Origin of the sequence: Spiroplasma mirum ATCC 29335, from assembly GCF_000565195.1 — a bacterium.
GTDB lineage: Bacteria > Bacillota_I > Bacilli_A > Mycoplasmatales > Mycoplasmataceae > Spiroplasma > Spiroplasma mirum.
Genome location: NZ_CP006720.1, coordinates 1,019,907 through 1,040,477 on the forward strand (window position 1 = coordinate 1,019,907; position 20,571 = coordinate 1,040,477).

Sequence of the window (20,571 nt, forward strand, 5' to 3'; positions counted from 1 at the left end):
TTTCCTTCAAATAAAATGAAATCAACTTTTTCAGTAATTTTAGTTTTAGTAGCACCATTAATACTTCATGAAGCAGTATTAGCTATTGTTTTTGAATATAATTGTTATTTTTTAATCATTACTTGTATTGTTAGTATATGTGTCATTAAATGTTTCAATAACATTTGAATTTAATGCTTTTGTGTAGTAAGCTTCAGCACAGCCTGTTGTATTTAGCAAAAGCGAAGCAATGTAGTCAGCACTAGTTGAATTGTTATGAATGAAGTGTTCTCCCAGATAATAATCCATCGCAAGATTGTCAACATCTGTGGTTAAATTTTCAATACTACTTGGAGGGAGAACATCGTTAGCACTTGAACCCAAAATTGAAAAACAAGGTGTCGTTGATAAAATCCCAACATTAAAAATTGAAATTAACTTTTTCATATTTCATGTCCTTTCTATTAAATTATTTTATTATGTCTAAGCGAGTAAAATATTCTAGTATATCCTATCCATAATAAATTATATTAATTTTATTGATCTTTATTTAAAAAGATTTACTTTTTTTTTTTTTTTGTTAAGATAAACGTAAGGAATAGCATGAATTATAAAAATATATAAATAATTGACAAGAAGGACAGGCTTAATGAAAAAAGTAACTTTAATTTTGATGATCCTAACCTTAATTTTTATGGTTCTTGGTTTAATTTTAATAAGTAGCCAAAAAATAGTTTTCTTAGGAAACGAGGTTAATGGCTTTGAATTTTTAAAATTTACAACTCCTCGTCAAATTTTAAATAGTTCAAAATTACCTTTATTAAAAAATGAAATTATTTTTACGGTTATTTTAACCCCGATTGTGGGAGGAGTAAGCATCCTTATCTTTATTTGGTCTTTATTAAAAAATAAAAAGCAAAATAATTAGTAAGATTAACGAAGAAAAGAAAAAATGTGAATTTTAAGTTAATTAAAATTCACATTTTTTAAATTATTAAATATTACTATTATAAAACGCTAAAATGTCCTGATAAACTTCACCTTTATCTTTTTCATTTAAGATTTCATGGCGTATTTCATTATATAATTTAATATTTGCTTGATAACCATATTTTAAATAATTTTTATGAGTTTTAATAACCATCTTACCAAATTTTCCAACAGGATTCATTTTATCCGATAAAAATAAAATTGGTAACTGCTTTGGAGTTTTTTGAATATTATCCTTGTTTTCAATATACATTAACCCACTAAATAAATCTTTATAGCCACTTGCCGTAAACACTGGGAAAGTTAACGGATCTTTTAAAAATAATTGTTGTACATTTTTATCACTTGATATTCATTCTGCTCCGGGATTACCCTCTTTTTTATTTTTTATTTAATGGAGCATAAGAATGCTTATGAATAAACTTGTCTAATACTTTTGGCCCATATTTTTTTTGATGACGAGCAGCAACTTTGCGTGCAAATTTTAAAGTTGAAGTGTCATATGAGCAGTACCAAAAAAGACGACCGCTTTTAACGTATCACCCGTGTTCAATTGCATAATGCCGAGCTAAAAAAACCCATACTATGTCCAAACATCACAATTGGTAAACGTGGATAATTCTCTTGAATATATTTATTTACTTCATATAAATCATCCACTAAAATTTGCCATCCATTTTCATCGGCAAAATAACCAAAATCTTCTTTATTTTTAACAGTTTTCCCATGGCCACGATGATTATTAGCAATTACTAGATAACCATTTTTATTTAAAAAATTAGCAAAATCTTGGTAACGCAAGCAAAGCATGTTCACATGCTCATGTACTAATTGTAAAATTCCTTTTGGCTTTTCGACATTTAGTCATTCATACATATGTAAATCTTTACCATCTCGTAGTTTTAATTCAAATTCTTTTACTTTTTCCATAGTTAATATTACTCCCCATAAATCATTGCTACCTTTATAAATATAGTATAAAAAACGTTTAATTAAATAAACGTTTTTGGTTATTAAAGTTAACTTTTAGCAACCCGAATATATGCAACTTTTGAGAACTGAGCGACTAAACAGTAGTCTGCAATTACCGCGATGGCAATTGGAATATAGATTACTGGTGGCGGCATAATACTAAAGACATTGTTGAAGGCATAAGGAATTAAGAATCCTAAACAAATCACAATTGTTGTTGTCATATTAACAGGTCATGTTGCATATGATTGGAAGAATGGAATTTTTTTAGTACAAAACATTTGCATAACAACAGTTTGTGTAATTATCCTCCAATAAATCATCCTGATTGGAACATTGCCACATGATGAGCAGCATTGGCTGAAGTTGGATCAGCATTATATGCTGCTAAGACACCAAAGCCATAACCAAAGATGGCAAAACTAATTACATCAAAGGCACTAATTAATTGGACCATTAACTAGGTCAAATCGTAAAAATCCTTTGGTTTTCCAACGCTGTGGGGTTAATAAGAAATCGGGGTCAACACGATCAAACGCAATCGCAAATTGTGAGAAATCATAAATTAAGTTTTGTAATAACATTTGCACATGCATCATTGGTTCAAAAGGAATTTAAGCAGCAATAATACACCACCTATATTTTAACATAAAATATTTTATTGAACTATTTTATCTTTTTTAAAGTGCCTTGTTAAGATATGTTATAATTTAGTCAAAAATAAGAAGATCATCAAATGAAAAAACTTTCGCCATTAAAACAATTATCAGTTCTTTTATTATTCGTAAGATTTTGATTGCTTTCTCCTTTTACTTTATTATTTTTTATAATAAGCAATATTACCACGCTAATTATTATTACTTGTTTTGCTATTTTTTGAATTGTTAAATTTTTAAAAAGAACTACTAAAATTTCTAAAAATTTACAAACTTACGAATGGTATAAAAATAAAAATAATCTTTCGGAATTGCAGCCACTCTTATTATTATGGCAAGGAATCAATGTGGTTTTAAATACTAACTTTAATTTAAATAATAGTATTTTATTAATCGCCTACTCATTAATAATTGCTAATTTAATTAGCTTTGGCCTAATTATTTTTGGTGTTTTTACTTGCTTAGTTTTTTGGTTTAAATTTACAGTTAAATATATTTTTAACCGGGTTAAGCATCTTACTAAATTGGGAGTTAAGAACCTCATTAAGTTTTTATATTTTAATTTTCGACTAATTAAAACTAAAATATATTATCCTTGGTTAAAAAGTATGTTTGTAATTTTTCTAAAATTCGGGTAATTATTAGTTATGTTATTAATTTTAAAAAATCTTTATATTTAAAAAAAATTAAAACAATTTTTGAGGTTAAAAATAATGTTGTCTTTCTAAATTTATAAGATTAAATTTAAAAAGGAGTGTCATAATGGAAATTGATAAAAAAATCAATTATTATTTTGGTAGTATAATTTTTATTGCAGTATTAGACGCTGCGTTAACAATTTCAATTTTTACAAAAGCAATAATTTTGTTAAGTCATAGCCAATGAATCCCACCTGTTATTCAAATAATTCCGTTGATCTTTTTTTGGGACTTTGTTATATTTTGAAATAAGTTTTCTTTGAAAATACTATCAAGAAAAAAAGAAGCATCCTCGCAGTTCTTTTAAGAATACTAAAGCGTTATTAGCAATTCAAACTAAAAATCCGCAGAGATTTAAAATAAAAATAATTTTTAATTATATTGTTTGTGGTTTTGTTGTTTTAAAGGGTTTTATTGGTATTATTCCGTTATACTTAATGATTAAAGGCCAGCAAGCTTATCAAAAATCACTGCAAAAAATATTAATAATAAGAAAATGTAGAAGTCCCTACATTTTTTTCAATAATAAAATAGGTTAACTCTATTTTATTTGGCACTTTCTCCACACAATAATAAAATTACCCCAATAAAACTAACAAATAAAAAAGTAAAAATAACTAAACAGATTGCGGACTCATTTAAATTCTTAATTTTCTTTTTAGCCGTCATTGTCATCTGAATACACCAAATCATTGGTATAATTGCAAAAGCTAAAAAGACAGTGTTAATAACCATAAAGATATAACCTGCTTGACGAAGTCCTTTTTTATTAGATAAATTATTATGTATTGAAGAAGGAGCATGTTTTGCGGTTGCTGCGTGCTGTGCCATTAGCATTCTCCTCTTCTTTTAATTGAATGGTAATAATTTAATACTAAAAAATTATATCAAGAGAAGCCACGAACCTGGCGACAAACTTTTTTCTAATTTATTAAAATACTAATTAGTAACAATTATATCAAGGGGAATATCATGAGGTTCACAAGGTAATTTTTCAATAAATTGAAAATGATAACCTAAACCGATCTTAGTTCCGCTAAACTCTTTTAAATAACCATCATAAAAACCTTTTCCATATCCTAAACGATAATGGTCAAGATCATAGGATAATAAGGGAATAATCATTACATCAATAGTTTGGGGAGGATAGATTGGCAAATTAATATCCGGTTCATATAGTTTATACTTTGCATTGTATGTTAAATCAGTTTGTAAATTATTAATTTGGTGAAATTGTAAAGCAGTTCTGACTGTTCTTGGCAAAACAACAGTATATTTATGTTTTAATAAATAGTTAATAATTTTTAACGTATCAACTTCTTTATTAATTGAATAATAAATCCCAATGGTTTTTGCCAATTTTAAAGTGGGTAACTTTAATAGTTTTTTCCGAATGATCCGGTTACTTTTTTGATAGTACTTCTTATCTAGGGCCTGACAATAAAATAATTTTTCGTGTCGAATTTCATCTTTTGATTTCACCATTGATTAACCAACACTACCTTCCATATCCATTTTAATTAATTGGTTTAATTCAATCGCATACTCCATTGGAATTTCTTTGGTAAACGGTTCTAAAAAACCCATTACAATCATTTCTAATGCTTGCTGCTCACTTAAACCCCGACTCATTAAATAAAATAACTGTTCTTCAGAAACTTTGCTGACAGTTGCTTCATGTTCAATCTGTGATTCATTGTTAAAAACTTTATTTTGGGGAATTGTATCGGAATGCGACTTGCCATCTAAAATTAAGGTGTCACATTCAACACGAGCTTTTGAATATTGGGCATTGGGACCAATTTGGACTAGTCCCCGGTAATTTGCTGAACCACCATTAAAGGTCATTGATTTTGAAATAATTTTAGAAGAAGTATTTTTTCCTAAGTGAATCATTTTTGCTCCGGCATCTTGAATAACACCTTCTTTGGCAACCGCAATTGAGATACATTGTCCCTTTGCATTTCGGCCTTTTAAAATACAACTAGGATATTTCATATTGATTTTTGAACCAATATTTCCATCAATTCATTCCATTTGACCATTTTCTTCAACAATTGCTCTTTTAGTTACTAGATTCAAAACATTATCACTTCAATTTTGAATTGTAGTATAACGCATTTTGGCGTTTTTCCCAACAAAAATTTCAACTACTGCCGCATGCAATGAGTTTTCCGAATAAATTGGAGCAGTACATCCTTCAATATAATGTAGTTCTGCATCATCATCAACAATTATTAAAGTTCGTTCAAATTGTCCACTATTTTGATAATTAATCCGGAAATATGCTTGGAGCGGTTTATCTAATTTAACACCCTTGGGAACATAAATGAATGAACCTCCTGACCATACTGCCGCATTTAGAGCCGCATATTTATTATCACTATTCGGAACTAAAGTACCAAAATATTTTTTAAATAATTCTGGTTGTTCTTTTAACGCAGCATCACAGTCTAAAAAAATAACTCCCTTTTCGGCAACTTCTTTTAACATACTGCCATAAACTGGTTCACTATCATATTGGGCTTTGACTCCTGCTAAAAATTCTTTTTCAGCTTCTGGGATTCCCAAGCGGTCAAAAGTATTTTTAATTTTTTCGGGAACATCATCCCAAGTTTTAGCAATTTTATCAGTTGATTTTGAATAATAAATATATTCATCAAAATTAATAAAAGATAAATCAGGGCCCCATTTGGGATTATTAATTTTTATAAAATTATGGTATGACTTTAAACGATATTCTAACATTCATGTTGGTTCATTTTTATAACTTGAAATTTTTCGAATTACTTCTTCATTAATTCCCTGGTCAGTATGGAAATAAGAAATATCACCATCACTAAAACCATATTTATATGTCGAAAGCTCTTTAATTTCTTTTTCTTGTTTTAACTTCGACATTTAATCCACCACCTTTATTTCTGTGTTTTTTCATGTTCTTGTAATAACTTTAAAAAACCGTTGATCCCAATACTAGCACATTTGATTCTGTTTGGTTGTTTTGGAACATTAATGAAAGCAATTAATTCATTTAACATTGTTTCATCATATTTTCTTTCAAATAACATATTTAAATAATTATCAATAATTTTGATCGCCATTGCAACTGGTTTATCAATAATTTCAACCGCCATAATATCTGTTACGGCGGTTGAAATCGCGCACCCAATTCCATCAAATTTTGCACTTGTAATTTTATTATTTGCAATTTCCAGTTCAAGGTGTATATCATCAATGCAAGAATCCGAAGCTTGATGGATATAAAGACTAGTTGGATTTTTTAAAAGACCTTTTTGGGTAGGGTTTGCATAGTGTTCCATAATTATTTGCCGTAAAAATATCGGATCTTTATTTTCCATTCTCGTTTACACCAACCTTCCTAAAAAATCTTGTTCATTAACTAATGCTAGAACTAACTTATCAATTTCCTCTTTATTATTATATATTGAAAAACTAACTCGCACTGTACTGCTTTCCCCAATAACTTGATTAATTAATTTTGAACAATGTTCTCCGCTCCGCACGGTAATATGATTAATGGTTCCTAAGTGGGTTGCAACATCTTGGGCAAATTTATTTTTAACATTAAATACTAATAAACCTGTTTCCGCATCAGGATTATAAATAATTATCTTATCTTTTAATTTTAAATTAAATTGTTCAACGGCATATTGTTTTAATTGCTGTTCATAAGCAATGATATTATCTAAACCAATTTTGTTAATAAAATCGATTGCTTTCTCAAACCCAAAAATACCAGCAATATTCTGGGTCCCCCCTTCAAAACAAAACGGAACTTCTTTTAAAAGATATGATAACTCATCACTGCTAATGCGGGCATTCATATCTCCGCCAACCATCAAGGGCGGTAATGCTTTTAAATGGTCAATTTTACCTCATAAAACTCCAACCCCGGTTGGTCCAAACATCTTATGCGCTGAAAAACAAATAAAATCAACATCCCATTTTTGGACATCTGTTTTAGTATGTAAAATTCCTTGGGCACAATCAACTACTATTATAATATTAGGATTTAAAGTTCGAACTTTTTGCCTTACGGCAACAACATCAATTTCATAACCTAAAATATTAGAAATATTAGCAAAGGCAATCACCTTTGTTTTCTCATTAATCATTTTGCTTAGGGCTGTCAAATCAGGAGTATGATTTTTTAACGGGATAAATTTAACAGTTGCTACTTTATTTTTTGCAAGACGATATCATGGTAAAATGTTAGACCCATGTTCTTGATAAGTAATCAGTATTTCATCTCCCGGCTGGATAGTATCTTCAAGTCCAAAAGCAATTTGATTTAATGCAAATGTTGTTCCGGATGTAAAAACAATTTCGTTACTATCCTTTGCATTAATAAATTTCTGCACTTTCTTGCGGACCTGGTTGAATTTTTGGTATGTTTGGAACGCTAAGTCACTATCAGTGTTATGGGGATTAGTTCCATATTTACTATAATATTCAACAACACCATCAATTACAACCTGTGGTTTTAAAGTGGTTGCCGCAGAATCAAAGTAAATCTCATCGGGATTATTTGCAAAAAAAGGAAACAACTTTTTAATATTCTTTTCATCAACCATAATGTTACTCTCCAATTTCGCGATCAATTTCGTTAATAATTTCAGTTTGAATTTTTTCATCATCAATTGCTTCAATTACATGTTTAAAATATCCCATACAAATTAATTTGCGCGCTTGGTTAACTGTTAGACCACGAGCTTGCAAATAAAATACTTGTTCAGGGTCTAGCATCCCTAATGCATTAGCATGACTAGCTTTAATATCATTTTCATCAATTAGTAAAATCGGATCTGAAATTGCCCGCGAAGTTTTATCAAAAACTAATAAGCGCAATTCTTGATGAGATTCTGATTTAACCATAGTTTTTTCAATGTGACTAGTACACTTAACTGTTTGTAATGATGCATCTTTAGCAATTGAATAAGTTTTGATTTCACTAAACGTTTGGGGTGCTTGATGATGCGCATAAATAATTTCATTTTTTTTGCTTGTCACTAGTTGATAAACTTGCTAAATAATAAATTACTTTACTTCTTTTTTTTAATAAATTAAAAGTAATATTTTCGTTGATGTTACTATCAACAATATTTAAATGATATAAATTTAAAGTACTATTCGCCAAAACATTATATTCTAAATTAACATCCTGGTGGTTATCTTTCTTTTTATAAATGTTAACAATATTAATATTACTATTATTAGCAATATTAAATTTAAGGTTGACAGTATTATTGAGATGAAGAAAAACTAATAAGGTTAAGTTTTTAATATTATTAGCAATATTAAATTCAAAATTTTCCCCATCACTAGAATTCTCAATCTTTACTGTTTGATGCTGCGAATTATCAATAATATTAATCTGATTATTAACAACCGTATTATTTAATAAAACACTCATTATTTTGCATTTTTAGCGGCACAACCAACCGCTGCGTTTATTTGTTTTTGATCTTTATTTTTAACATCATTAATCTTTAATTCGCGCATTAATCATTCATAACCCTCCTGGTTAATTTTTTCAACTAATTGATAATCACCACTTTTAACAATTTTTCCCTTAATAATTACATGAGCATGCGTTGGTTTTACCAAGTTGAAAAAACGATCATAATGAGAAACAATTAAGGCCACAAAATCTTTCCCAATTCTTTTATTTAGCTCCCCACTAACAACATTTAAAGCATCCACATCTAATCCAGAATCAATTTCATCAATTAAAACAAAACTAGGATTTAAAACATTTAATTGTAAAATCTCGTTTTTCTTTTTTTCTCCCCCAGAAAAACCACTATTTAAATATCTTTGAATCATTGATTCTTCAATTTTTAAATTTTTAGTATTTTCATTAATTGTTTTATATAAATCTGCTAATTTAATTGGGGTTTTGCGATGAGCATTAATAATTGTTTTTAAAAAATCTAAGTTTAAAACACCAGGGATTTCAACTGGTGATTGCATGGCAAAAAAGATGCCTAATTTACTTCTTTCATCAACTGTTTTGTTCAAAATAGATTCACCATCAAATAAAATGTCACCTTGTTCAACCTTATAATTGGGATGACCCATAATAGTTGATAATAAAGTTGATTTTCCATTACCATTTGGTCCCATTAAAGCATGAATTTCGTTTTGCTTAATAACTAAGTCCAAACCTTTTAAAATCATATCACCATCAGCTGAAACATGTAAATTTTTAATTTCAATTTGCTGCATTTTCCCACCTCATTTTCCTATAATTATCAGGCTTTTTTTATTAAAAATATCTCAATTTTTTTATAATAAAGTCTACTTTTATTGTACAATAAAAGTAGACTTTGTATAAAAATTAAATGTAATTCTTTACATTTTAATAAGAAAAAGTTCAGCCAAGTTAATAACTACTCAAGAAAGGATGAAATATTAATGAAGAAACTTTTGTCATTACTAGCTAGTTTCGTAATTACTGGGGTCCCAGTTGGAACGTTAGCAGCATGTAGTAATAAAGACAATACAAAGGATCAACATAAAAACAGTGCGGGGAATAGTGTTTGAGCATGGTTACCCGGAATTGGGGGAGGAAAAAGTGTTACTTCCGCTGATGTTTGAAATGAACTAAAAGATCCGTTTACCAATACTGGGGGAAATAAATGAAGTAATGACCCTAATGAATGGGATGGAATAACTAGAATTAAAATGGCCGTACAATTAATGCAAATTCTAAGTGTTTCAATCTTAGCTAATAGTAGTAAATTAGTTGATAGTGCGCAGAGTGAAAAAATGCCCGATGTTGCTGATTACCAAGATTTACAAGTAATTTTAAGTCAACAATGAAAATTATTAGTTTCTAACAGCAATCAACAAGTTGAAAATAAAAAACAATCATTTAAAAACGACTACCAAAAAAAATGAGAAGACGAGTATCATAAATGGTTAGATAAAAACTATCCTGATATTACTGGTGCTTCTGGTTCAAAGAAATATGAAATTGAAGAAAACAATTATAAAGCAGCAATTATGGCAACCGGGGCTGATAACGGCACAAGTGCTACCACAATGTTAACTAACGTATTATTAAACAATAATATGCGTAGTTACCAATCAAGTAGTAACCAAATATTAACTAATTATTTATATGATTTTTATGATTTTACTGTAGTCAAAAAAAAATCGGCTGATGATTGAAATAAAGATAATATTAATGCGCGTCGTGATTTAGCATTGGCATTCCAATGAAATTATCAAACCAATGCCTGAATTTTTACTTACCCAAATTTTGATATTTCAGCAACCCTAAAAAAAATTGCCACCGATTTGAAAACAAAATCTCCCGCGCAATATCTTCAAGAACATCCAATGGTAGACGCCCCTGTTTTTGACGGAACAACTAATGATAAGTTAGGTTCTTTAATGTTAAACTCAAACATTTACCAAGCTGGAGAATTATCATTATTCCAAAAATATTCTTTAGAACGTTGATTTACTAATCAAAAACCATTAGCAATTTCTCAAGTTACTTATGCCTTTAAAGACGCGGCCAATGCATTTAAAGATGGAATTACTAGTGATGATTTTGATAAAGGTGTTTTAGCAAACATTACTACCGATCTTGGCAAATTATCTGGAAGTTCTCCCAAAGATTGAGAAACTTTCTATCGTAATAATAATGGAACTGCTGCTAGTTCAAAAAGTTTATTAACACTAAATAATAGTGATGATACTTTTAAATCAAATGTTGTGAAAGCGAATATTTACAGAAATGTTGGTAATACTAAATATGATACTATTCCAGCAGATGCTGATGCCGCAATTAAAACATTAAGTCGTAATTCTAGTGATAGTTCATCCCATATGAGCCAAGTTTGAAAAATTGGTAAAGTTAGTGATGGTTCGCAACTAAAAGATGATTCAGTAATTGCGTTTATTGATACTGATGGATTGCATATTGTTCACATTGATGGTGGTCAGTACTTAGATCCGGCAAAAACAGATAATTACAATAACTATAGTAATAGCTGACAATTTGACTCATTAAGTTATGCCCACAATACTTTTGAAGCAGCTAGTCATAACAAAACTGATGATGTTAGTGTTAATAGTAAAATGAACAAACAATTTCAAAATGCTAAATATTTACAATATTTAGTTAACCAAAGTAACGCTAATACCATTACTGGTAGTCGCACAACATTTAACATCTTAGATGAAGTTAAAAAATACGCCAAATTAGATTCTTCAACTGATGGGACAACAAGTAATTTATGATGATTCTGAATCTTTGATTTCTTTAATAACGTTGAAAAAAACATTGTTAAGATTGCTACCCCTGATGATTGGTACAAACGTTTCTTAACTTTTAAAACGCAATCAGGCAGTGAAGCAGATACCACATGGTTTACAAACGTTATTAATTCTGCGGCAAGTAATTTAACAGGATCAGCAATTGGAACCTTTATTTCAAAAGTTCAAACTGAAAATACTACAATTCAAGGATATGCAGTTGGTTGACCAGATTTAACATTTGATGTCAGTGCTATTTTAACTAACATTACAACAACAAATGGTAAATTCTGAACAATTGCTGAATACTAAAAAGGAGGACAAAGATAAATGAAACGATTATTAAGTATCTTAGGAACAATTTCAATTTTAGCTTCAACCTCTTCAGCAGTTGTTGCTTGTAAAAATGATAAATTTGAACGTTTTGATACCCCAGCGATTGCCGATGAAATTAAAAATTGAATTATTGCCGAAATTAATGGTAATGCTGACTATGTTCAATATTCTTTCAACCAAATTTTTAACAGTGCTGACTTAAAAACATTAGCAATTCGTTTATTAGATTGTAATATTTCAAAATTCTATTACTCAGCAGAAGAAGCAACCCGTGCACGTTATACCGGGGTTACAATTGATACTTCTCAACCAGATAACATCATTGCCCGCCAAATTGTTAACTTTGTTAAACAAGTTGCTCTTGATAAACTATATACCGAATATTTAGCAGGTATTAGTAATAACTCACCATTAGAATATAAAATGGCTAGTCAAGGGTATACTCCTGATTACCAAACTGATAATTGATTTGTTTTAGGGGTTAAATCATACTTCTACGACAAAGCTGGTAGTGGTCAGCGTGATTTCTCACTTGCTGATTATGCTAAATCACGAGCTGAGTTAGAAAAAAATTCTGGTTATAAATTTAAGATTGATCAAAAATTATACCAGTCTAGTTATGATGATTTTAATAAATTGAGTGAAGATGCTAAAAAAGTAGCTTTAAAAGTGCGTTTTAATGACTATTATAACCATATTGAAATTCCCAGTGTTGTTGACCAAATTTTAGCAACTACCTATTTACACCAAAATCAAATTCGTAAATACGGATCCGGAAATGATTCGCATTTATACATTAATAAAAATGGAGCCCTATTCAATAATATCCAATCATGAGAAGATAATCCTTCTTCACGCACAACATGAAAATCATACATTAAAATGGTGTGAGAAGTTAAAATGTCAAAAACTGAATTAGAAAAAAAATTCCCTTATTCAACAATTAAAACTATTAATGACGCAGCAAATGGTACTGACAAAAAAACGATTATTGATTTATTACAAAAAGATTTTGCAGTTAATCCCACCGTTCCTAATACTACTAACCAAATTAAAGACGGTATTGACCCCATCTTTAATATTCCTGGTTTTAAGGGATTTGTTGGTTTCAAGAAAAGTGATAATTCAATTTTTACAACTATTAATAATGCTGACTTATATAAAAATAATTTAGGAAATGTGTTAACCGCTGGAATTATGCGGGCTAATAACGGGCCAACTAACCAAGTTTCAACTTATGAATTTGTTGATGCCAATAAACGTAATGCTTCATTAGTCTTTGTGTTACCAATTTATACGATTGATTTAATGAATAATATGACTTTAAATTATCAAGATAAACCAATTACTGATGCCAATAAATTAGAAATGAAATTTTACGGATCAGGGGGTCAACCAACCGACTTAAATGCTAATTGGTTAGTCCAAGGATTATCAGTTAAATGATTATATAATAGTGATGGTTACCTAGGTTCATATGATAACACAGGAACCCCATTATATAAACCCGATGGTTCTCCAACAAGTGTTAATAATTATAAAGGAAATATTCTAAAGTGAATTGAATATACCATGGCCCAAAATACTGATTTACAAAAATCAGGGAAAACAAGATTATATTCATTAGCCTTTAATAATGATCCTAAAAACATATATTCTCAAGCTTTATATGATGCGATTGGAACATACATTATTAGTCGTGATTAATAAAGCAAAAAGTCATCCGAAAAGATGGCTTTTTGCTTTTTTTGTTATAATATAAATATGGAGTTAAACAAGGAGGTACATAAAAATGTTAAAAAAAGATTGTTTGTTCTGTCAAATTATTAACGGGGAGGTTCCTAGTAGTAAAGTTTATGAAAATGAATATGTTTACGCATTTTTAGACATTTTTCCAAATAGCGACGGACATACCTTGGTAATTCCCAAATTACATTCGGATTACTTTAGCGACACCGAAGATTTGTATTTAGCAGAAGTCGCCAAAGCTTCAAAATTAATTGCTAATCGCATTTATGACACTTTAAAGCCAAAAGGAATTAACTATATTATTAATGAAAAAGAAGAGGCTTTTCAACAAGTTTTCCATTATCATATGCATGTGATTCCCAAATATCATCGTCAGGAAGGATATAATTTTAATATTAATCCCAATGATGATTTAACTAGTTTAGATGAAATTAAAAATAAAATTGCCATCAAATAAAAAAACAATTCAGGGGAAAAATTGTTTTTTTATTTTTCATTAACTATTATTTTATTATTATACAAGTAGTTTAGTTTATATTTTTTAATACCAGTTCTTAAATTTTCTAACTCTAATTTTAATTGTTTTCACATTAAAAAACTACCTAAAAAATTATGAAGATAATATAATTTAATATTGTTATTAATAAGGTTAAATTGTTTTAAAATCTTAATATTCAAATTATCACAAACTGCTTGGGGAGAACGTTTTTGTTGATAATGTTTTAAAGATAAGTAACAATATTCATCAATCAAAGTTATAATACTATTATTTAAAGATTCTTCTTGTTTGTTAATAACAGTTAAATAACGATCAACAAGGTTATTTTTAATTTTGGTGGGTTTTATTTTTTTTTAGGGAATACAATTCAATTTTTAAGGACATTAAAGAATTAATATGATTATAAGCGGATTCAATTTCAATAACTTGATTAATTTCTGTTATTATTTGATAAAATAAATTGTTATCTGGATGTATCATTAGTTCTTATTTGCTCCATTCTTATTAGGTTTAAAATTAGATAATTGATAAAAACTTAAAATTAAAAATTATTTATTAAAAAAATAAACAACTTAATAATTTAGATTACACAAATGCACCTCAATAGAAATATAAAATATTTCATATTGACTTACTGGCGTGTATTTTTATAATACTTAATATATTTATAATTTTTCATGGGTAAACATTAGTGGATATTCTTAATAGTTAATAATAGTTTTTTTCTATTTATTAATATTATAATAAGGTAATAATTTATTCTCTTCTCCACATAATATTTTACTAAAATTATAAATTCTTACAATTATCCAAACACAAATTAAATTATCAATTACAAACAAAAAAAATGTTAAAAATAAAAAGTATTATTATAAATAATACTTTTAGGCATGGTTTTTTAAGAATTCATATACTTTGTTATAGTCTGGTTCTTTACCGACGGGGTTAACAACCTCAATGTATTGAACAATATTATCTTTATCTAATATTAATACTGCACGGGGTAAAATTTGTGTTGCGTTAAAGACTAACCCTGTTTTATTCCCAAAATCACGATAATTATAATCTGAAACTAAACAGTGATCTTTATCACGGAATGATTCACAACTTCTTTCTTGGGCAAAAGGTAAGTCGCGGGAAATGGTAATTAATCATGCTTGGGGATAATCTTTGATATCCTTATTAAATTTTACTGTTTGAGTATAACAAACACTCGTATCAATACTTGGAATAACAGAAATTACTTTGTAATCACTTTTTACATCGTTAATATTAAAATCTGTCATATCACCATTTGTTGCTTTGAATTCTAATTTGTCACCAACTTTAATAATATCTTGTTTAATGTGGTCAAACACATTACCTTCTAATTTAAATGCTCCCATTGGCTATTCCTCCTCTATATTATCATTTACTAAGTGCGCCCCATCACCATTAATGATTAAACTATTTTCCTTAACAGTGAACTCGGCTTCAATAATATTTTGTTCAAAATAATTATCATCTGCATATACCGGCGATAATTTTAACACGCGTTGGTTAGCTGAACCAATTAATCTTCTTTTTTTATCTAGCTTATTAATTAAAAATGGTCCATCAATTAAAATATCCACAAATTCCAAAATCACCGGGTATTTTTTTTGTAAAACTTCATAGACATAACCAGAAAAAATAATTACTGTTAAATTATGGGCTTTACACAATTGCACTAACTCTAATAAGGCGCGGGGTTGAATAAATGGTTCACCACCAAGAATTGTAATTCCTTCAATATTAAATCTAATTTTAGCATCGAGAATTGCTTTAAACAATTCCTTAACTTCCATTACATTTTTATTGACCAAGGGAATCATTTCTTGATTGCTACACCCCTTACAATTAAGAATACATCCTTGCATTCATAAAGCAAATCTGTTGCCAGGACCTTCAATGGTAGTGAATGAAACAAAGCGATTAAAATTAATAAGATTTTTAGACATTAATTTTTAATTGTGTAGTTGATTACTGATCCTTGTGGTTCAGCAATAATCGTTTGGTTTACTCGAAAATTCGCTTGGTTAGTAAAAATAAATTCACTTAAGCCATCAACAATATGTTTTTCAATACTGTTTAATAAATCCCGACCACCCTTTTTATCATCAGCATCATTCATAATAATGGTTAAGATTTTTTCTAATTCTACAAATTCTAAATTAACTTTATATTTTTCTTTAACAGCTAATTGAATTGGTTTTAATTTATGAGCAATTAATTTTGCTTTGAAAGCAGTGTCTTTAATAAAGTTAAATGGAACAATGTTATTCCCAATTCTTCCTAATAATTCTGGACGTTTTAATTCGGTGCGAAAATGATCAGAAACCTTTTGAATAAATTCTTTTTGAATCTGATCAAATGGTTGGTAGTCATCAACTTCACTAGCCCCAATATTAGAAGTAAAAATTATAAATGAATCAGAAAAACTAACAGTTTGACCTTTATTATCCGTTAACCGCCCATCTTCTAAAATTTGTAAAAATTTATCTAAAATACGGGGGTGGGCTTTTTCAATCTCATCAAATAAAAGAACACTAAATGGTTTTTCCTTAATGGCATTTGTTAATTGCCCCCCCTCTTCATAACCAACATAACCTGGTGGGGCCCCAATTAATTTTTGGTCACTTGCTTCCTGGTTATATTCTGACATGTCAAAGCGAATACAATTTTTTTCATCTCCAAAGAGAAATTTTGCTAAAGCTTTTGCTAATTCTGTTTTCCCAACTCCTGTTGGCCCGACAAAGAATAAAGTTCCCTTTGGTTTAGTTCGTTTCGATGAATACTGCACACCCGATAAACCGGTAAATGCTTTATAAACAACTTTTTTAACTTTTTCAATGGCATGCTCCTGACCAATAACTCTTTTTCGTAGTTCATCTTCAATTGTTGCTAATTTTTGATAGTTCATTTCTTCTCATGGTGAAACTTTATCCCCATATTGATAAGAATTTAATAACTTTTCAAATGGCAACCGTTCATTGATATTATTTGAGTATTTAATCAGTTGGTAAACTTCTTTCAGAGTTCACCCTTCCATTGTATCGTAAATATCTTGTAATTTTAAGATATCTTGGTTTAAATCTTCACTAATTTTAAAGAAATTTTTATTAGTTAAAATAAACTTTTCACGTTCTTCGCGATTTGGTTTTGTTAATGTAATGGTACTTACATCCGGATTATGAAGATAAAACGATGTTGGTAGTTTTCCAATACTATTTGTAATAAAAATCAACGAAGTATCAAAATCAATAATTTCTGACTGTTCAAACTTCTTATCTTTAAAAGCTTTACTTAGGGAAATTAAATTAACCCGTTCATCTTCACTTAAACTTTGTTCATTAGAGAATAAATAATCCGAGCTGTCAGCAATAAAAGCAACTTTTTTAGGGTTATTCCCTAGCATATTTTTCCGCACAATTGCAAAAAATTCCGCTAAAGAAGTAAAATGTCCTGTTTGATGATTTGTTTGTTCATTTTGGTTATTAATTAATTCTTTGCCAAACTCATATGCTTCGCCTTCTTGCGAATGGTCCTTTTTCTCATCTTCAACTAATGTTAGACTTTTTACATTTCCCCCAGTTAACCCATCAATGCGATCCCAAGTAAAAATATCATGAAAGCCTTTTTCTTTTAGCAATGTTTTAATCCGTTCTTTTAAACTAACATAGCCATTATTATTTTCATAAATGTCATTGATACTTCCTTCAACAATAATACAACGTTTGATTCCAATTTGGTTTTTTAATTTATCTAAGTTATTTTTAACACTCATATTGTTCCCCTTTCATATGCTTGTTACTAATGATCACTATTAATTATAAATGTTTTTAACAAAGAATACTATTAAATCTGATTTAGTTTTCTTATTATTATAATCTTTGCAAAAATAAAAAATAAACTCTTTTAAGCAGAGTTTATTTCATTTTTTAATTCCTAGTTAGCACTTTTTTGTTACACTAACTTTGGCCGTTCCCACAGAGGCGTTATGTCCGGTTAATGTTAAATTTATAACACAACTGTTTTCCCATTTGTTAAATCAACATAAGGAAGATCTGATCAGACTGAATGGTGAAAATAGGTATTTCCGGTTTTAACTGTTTCAAAATTAGTTATTGCATAACTAACATCATAACTTGTTAGGATTGCATCAAGATTTTGCACAGCTTTTAAAACAAGACTATCTAAACTTGTTAGAATATATGATTCAAAGATATATTCAAAATTACCTCCACTTTTAATTGCCGAAATTCCAACGGGGTTATCGCTAATTTTATTAACTGAACTAATATTAACCGCTTGTTTAAGCCTAATTATTTTAATATTAAATTGAAAACTACCTTTAATAATTTTTGAATTAGGTTTTGCCTGTACTATCGCGGTAATATCCTTAGCAGTTTGATAATCACCAGTTTTGGCATTATTGGTTAAAATAAAATCATTAACTTTAAAACCTGTTCTTTTTGCTTTTGGGAGTTGGATGCGAATAAAACCTCAAATCTCAGCTTTGAATGTTAAATTTTTATCAATAATATTTAATTCATCTTGTGTTACACTCGCAGGATTTTTAACCTGAATTTTTGGGTTAAAAAGTTAACACAGAAATGTTAATTCTCCCCGCAATCGTAATAATTTGAATTGTTAAAGTTGTTTTTCCCGTAATAATTTTAGATTGTGCTTGGGAATTAATGGTAATGGTAATTGGTTGAGCTTGTTCATACTTCCCTGCTTTTGCATTATTAATAATATTAAAATTAGATTTTGTTATTTTATTACCATCTTTAAGATTATTATTAATTTGGGTTGTAACATATTCTAATTAATATGTCATTAAAATTAATGGCATTTAATTCATCTAATGTAACATTTTTTTCATCATTAACTGTAATTGCTAATGGATTGATCATCTTTGATATTTTAATTTCACTAAGATTAGTTTTGATATTATTATTTGGTTGGGCGCTTTTGTTATGACAAGCAACAACAGAACTTGCACTGGTTGCTGTTAAACTAATCGCACCCAAGTACTTAAAAGTTTTTTCATTACTTAATTTCATTCTTTCTTTGGTAAGTAAATTTAGTTAATGAATTTTAATAATTTTTATATTATATTCTGTCCCTTATTTTTAATTTTAATATATTATTTTCCTGAAGATAGCAAAATTGCAAATTAAAAACTATCTTTGATAGATAGTTTCCAAGAAGTTATTAAAGATTATTATAAGCAATTTCACCTTCGGAAATTGTCATCTTAACATTTAAATCATTATCTACCACAACAAGGTCCGCCAATTTATTTGGCTGAATTGACCCTGTTTGGTTGTAAATTCCTAATTGTTTTGCCACATTAATACTTGTCATTTTAATTAAATCAATTAATGAACATTTAGTAAAATGATACATATTGCGAACGTTAAAATCATAAGTCGCCGCCGCACCGGCTAACGTTCCATTTAATAAGGTAACCGTTTGGCCTTTTTTAATAACATCCAAATCACCTAATTTGTATGGGCCATCAGCTAATCCTTTTGCAATCATGGCATCTGTAATAATACATAAATGATCAGGTCCCTTAATTTTATAAGCTTCCCGGATGGTATCAGGATGGTTATGAATTCCATCCGTAATTAGTTCACACAAAATTTCATCATAGAATAGTCCCGCGTTAACCATTCCTGGTTTGCGATGCTCATAACGGCTCATTCCATTATGAAGATGGGTGAAATGATTAGCTCCCCGCCCAACTTCGGTTGTTACTTGTTCAAAACTAGCAGCGGAATGTCCCATTGAAGGAATAATTTTATTTTTAAGAAGGAAGGTTGTGAATGATCCATCTTGTAATTCGGGGGCATAAGTAACTACCCGAATGTTATTTTTGGAAGCATCAATAAATTGTTGCATTACTTTAATATCTGGTTTAATTAATAGTGTTTCTTCATGTGCTCCTTTAAATTCGTGTGAAATAAAAGGACCTTCCAAGTGGGCACCAATTTGCAATGCTTTTGCCCCTTTATTATGCTTAGTCATATATTCACCGTAGACTGCCATTAATTTAGTTACTTTTTCCACAGAACCGGTAACTGTTCCTTGGCAAAACTTTGTTACTCCTTCTTGCGTAATTTTTTTGGCAAACTCATCAAATCCAGCAATTGTGCCTTCTTCAAAATCATGGCCATAACCACCATGGACATGACATTCAATAAATCCGGGCATAACAATTAATCCGTGCAAGTCATGACCATCTTGGTTAGTTTCCCCTTTATTGACTGATTTAATTAAATTACCTTCAACTTCAATTCACCCTTTTTCAATAATTTCATTAATTAATACTATTTTTGCGTTTTTTAAAATCATGTTTTAACTCCTTCTT

26 protein-coding genes are annotated in these 20,571 nt (G+C 29.1%); 4 read left to right on the top strand and 22 right to left on the bottom strand.

The window, feature by feature from the left end; translation table 4 throughout:
* Positions 1–111: 111 nt before the first annotated feature.
* Entirely contained in the window at positions 112–426 is a 315-nt protein-coding gene (locus P344_RS05275) for a hypothetical protein (RefSeq protein WP_025317831.1), read from the bottom strand.
* A 202-nt stretch (positions 427–628) separates the two neighbouring features.
* Between P344_RS05275 and P344_RS05280 the strand changes: the two genes are divergently transcribed.
* The gene (locus P344_RS05280) at positions 629–907 is read left to right on the top strand and encodes a hypothetical protein (RefSeq protein ID WP_025317832.1); all 279 of its coding nucleotides are present in this window, start codon (positions 629–631) and stop codon (positions 905–907) included.
* Between the two features lie 66 nt (positions 908–973).
* Here the strand turns inward: P344_RS05280 and P344_RS07670 are convergent, their stop codons facing one another.
* The 13 genes from P344_RS07670 to sufC form a co-directional block, all read right to left on the bottom strand.
* Positions 974–1,264: an alpha/beta fold hydrolase gene (locus P344_RS07670; protein WP_236681378.1), complete on the bottom strand. Its 291-nt coding sequence runs from the start codon at positions 1,262–1,264 to the stop codon at positions 974–976.
* 236 nt (positions 1,265–1,500) lie between these two features.
* Entirely contained in the window at positions 1,501–1,899 is a 399-nt protein-coding gene (locus tag P344_RS07675; protein WP_236681379.1) for an alpha/beta fold hydrolase, read from the bottom strand.
* A gap of 89 nt (positions 1,900–1,988) precedes the next feature.
* Positions 1,989–2,222: a hypothetical protein gene (locus P344_RS07120; RefSeq protein WP_201773790.1), complete on the bottom strand. Its 234-nt coding sequence runs from the start codon at positions 2,220–2,222 to the stop codon at positions 1,989–1,991.
* A 23-nt stretch (positions 2,223–2,245) separates the two neighbouring features.
* Positions 2,246–2,398, bottom strand: coding sequence for a hypothetical protein (locus tag P344_RS07125; protein WP_201773791.1), 153 nt, complete (start codon positions 2,396–2,398; stop codon positions 2,246–2,248).
* Positions 2,382–2,540 (bottom strand): hypothetical protein, encoded by a 159-nt coding sequence (locus tag P344_RS07130; protein ID WP_201773792.1) that lies wholly within the window; start codon positions 2,538–2,540, stop codon positions 2,382–2,384. Before P344_RS07130 ends, P344_RS07125 begins: the two co-directional genes overlap by 17 nt.
* Positions 2,541–3,841: 1,301 nt before the next feature.
* On the bottom strand, positions 3,842–4,126 hold the full coding sequence (locus P344_RS05305) for a hypothetical protein (protein ID WP_025317836.1): 285 nt from the start codon (positions 4,124–4,126) through the stop codon (positions 3,842–3,844).
* 108 nt (positions 4,127–4,234) lie between these two features.
* A complete protein-coding gene (locus tag P344_RS05310) occupies positions 4,235–4,780 on the bottom strand; it encodes a 5-formyltetrahydrofolate cyclo-ligase (protein ID WP_025317837.1) in 546 nt (181 codons plus the stop codon).
* 3 nt (positions 4,781–4,783) lie between these two features.
* Positions 4,784–6,196, bottom strand: a complete 1,413-nt coding sequence (gene sufB / locus P344_RS05315) for a Fe-S cluster assembly protein SufB (RefSeq protein ID WP_025317838.1) — start codon at positions 6,194–6,196, stop codon at positions 4,784–4,786.
* Between the two features lie 14 nt (positions 6,197–6,210).
* Positions 6,211–6,654 (bottom strand): Fe-S cluster assembly sulfur transfer protein SufU, encoded by a 444-nt coding sequence (gene sufU / locus P344_RS05320; protein WP_025317839.1) that lies wholly within the window; start codon positions 6,652–6,654, stop codon positions 6,211–6,213.
* A gap of 6 nt (positions 6,655–6,660) precedes the next feature.
* Positions 6,661–7,890 (bottom strand): aminotransferase class V-fold PLP-dependent enzyme, encoded by a 1,230-nt coding sequence (locus P344_RS05325; protein WP_025317840.1) that lies wholly within the window; start codon positions 7,888–7,890, stop codon positions 6,661–6,663.
* Between the two features lie 4 nt (positions 7,891–7,894).
* Complete coding sequence (locus P344_RS07680; RefSeq protein WP_248679135.1) at positions 7,895–8,326, bottom strand: SufD family Fe-S cluster assembly protein; 432 nt, start codon at positions 8,324–8,326, stop codon at positions 7,895–7,897.
* Positions 8,268–8,729 (bottom strand): hypothetical protein, encoded by a 462-nt coding sequence (locus P344_RS07685; RefSeq protein ID WP_248679138.1) that lies wholly within the window; start codon positions 8,727–8,729, stop codon positions 8,268–8,270. Before P344_RS07685 ends, P344_RS07680 begins: the two co-directional genes overlap by 59 nt.
* Positions 8,729–9,544 carry a Fe-S cluster assembly ATPase SufC gene (gene sufC / locus P344_RS05335; RefSeq protein ID WP_025317841.1) on the bottom strand — a complete coding sequence of 272 codons (816 nt, stop codon included), beginning with the start codon at positions 9,542–9,544 and terminating at the stop codon, positions 8,729–8,731. Before sufC ends, P344_RS07685 begins: the two co-directional genes overlap by 1 nt.
* 189 nt (positions 9,545–9,733) lie before the next feature.
* Between sufC and P344_RS05340 the strand changes: the two genes are divergently transcribed.
* The 3 genes from P344_RS05340 (at position 9,734) to P344_RS05350 (ending at position 14,129) form a co-directional block, all read left to right on the top strand.
* Complete coding sequence (locus P344_RS05340; protein WP_025317842.1) at positions 9,734–11,899, top strand: Vmc-like lipoprotein signal peptide domain-containing protein; 2,166 nt, start codon at positions 9,734–9,736, stop codon at positions 11,897–11,899.
* Between the two features lie 18 nt (positions 11,900–11,917).
* Complete coding sequence (locus tag P344_RS05345) at positions 11,918–13,630, top strand: lipoprotein (RefSeq protein WP_025317843.1); 1,713 nt, start codon at positions 11,918–11,920, stop codon at positions 13,628–13,630.
* 85 nt (positions 13,631–13,715) lie between these two features.
* Positions 13,716–14,129, top strand: coding sequence for an HIT family protein (locus P344_RS05350; protein ID WP_038677634.1), 414 nt, complete (start codon positions 13,716–13,718; stop codon positions 14,127–14,129).
* 29 nt (positions 14,130–14,158) lie between these two features.
* Here the strand turns inward: P344_RS05350 and P344_RS05355 are convergent, their stop codons facing one another.
* From P344_RS05355 to nagA, 8 genes are all read right to left on the bottom strand, one after another.
* A complete protein-coding gene (locus tag P344_RS05355; RefSeq protein ID WP_025317845.1) occupies positions 14,159–14,425 on the bottom strand; it encodes a hypothetical protein in 267 nt (88 codons plus the stop codon).
* Positions 14,426–15,055: 630 nt separating this feature from the next.
* Positions 15,056–15,556 carry a thiol peroxidase gene (gene tpx / locus P344_RS07690; RefSeq protein ID WP_025317846.1) on the bottom strand — a complete coding sequence of 167 codons (501 nt, stop codon included), beginning with the start codon at positions 15,554–15,556 and terminating at the stop codon, positions 15,056–15,058.
* Between the two features lie 3 nt (positions 15,557–15,559).
* Positions 15,560–16,150, bottom strand: coding sequence for a 4Fe-4S single cluster domain-containing protein (locus P344_RS07695; protein WP_236681381.1), 591 nt, complete (start codon positions 16,148–16,150; stop codon positions 15,560–15,562).
* The gene (locus tag P344_RS05370) at positions 16,150–17,976 is read right to left on the bottom strand and encodes an AAA family ATPase (RefSeq protein WP_025317848.1); all 1,827 of its coding nucleotides are present in this window, start codon (positions 17,974–17,976) and stop codon (positions 16,150–16,152) included. The genes P344_RS07695 and P344_RS05370 overlap by 1 nt, the downstream gene beginning before the upstream one ends.
* 233 nt (positions 17,977–18,209) lie before the next feature.
* Positions 18,210–18,365 carry a hypothetical protein gene (locus P344_RS06995; RefSeq protein WP_158500477.1) on the bottom strand — a complete coding sequence of 52 codons (156 nt, stop codon included), beginning with the start codon at positions 18,363–18,365 and terminating at the stop codon, positions 18,210–18,212.
* Between the two features lie 421 nt (positions 18,366–18,786).
* Positions 18,787–19,020: a spiralin repeat-containing protein gene (locus P344_RS08145; protein ID WP_148552356.1), complete on the bottom strand. Its 234-nt coding sequence runs from the start codon at positions 19,018–19,020 to the stop codon at positions 18,787–18,789.
* A complete protein-coding gene (locus P344_RS05375) occupies positions 18,995–19,258 on the bottom strand; it encodes a Vmc-like lipoprotein signal peptide domain-containing protein (protein ID WP_025317849.1) in 264 nt (87 codons plus the stop codon). Before P344_RS05375 ends, P344_RS08145 begins: the two co-directional genes overlap by 26 nt.
* A 151-nt stretch (positions 19,259–19,409) precedes the next feature.
* Positions 19,410–20,555 carry an N-acetylglucosamine-6-phosphate deacetylase gene (gene nagA / locus P344_RS05380; RefSeq protein ID WP_025317850.1) on the bottom strand — a complete coding sequence of 382 codons (1,146 nt, stop codon included), beginning with the start codon at positions 20,553–20,555 and terminating at the stop codon, positions 19,410–19,412.
* Between the last annotated feature and the right edge of the window lie 16 nt (positions 20,556–20,571).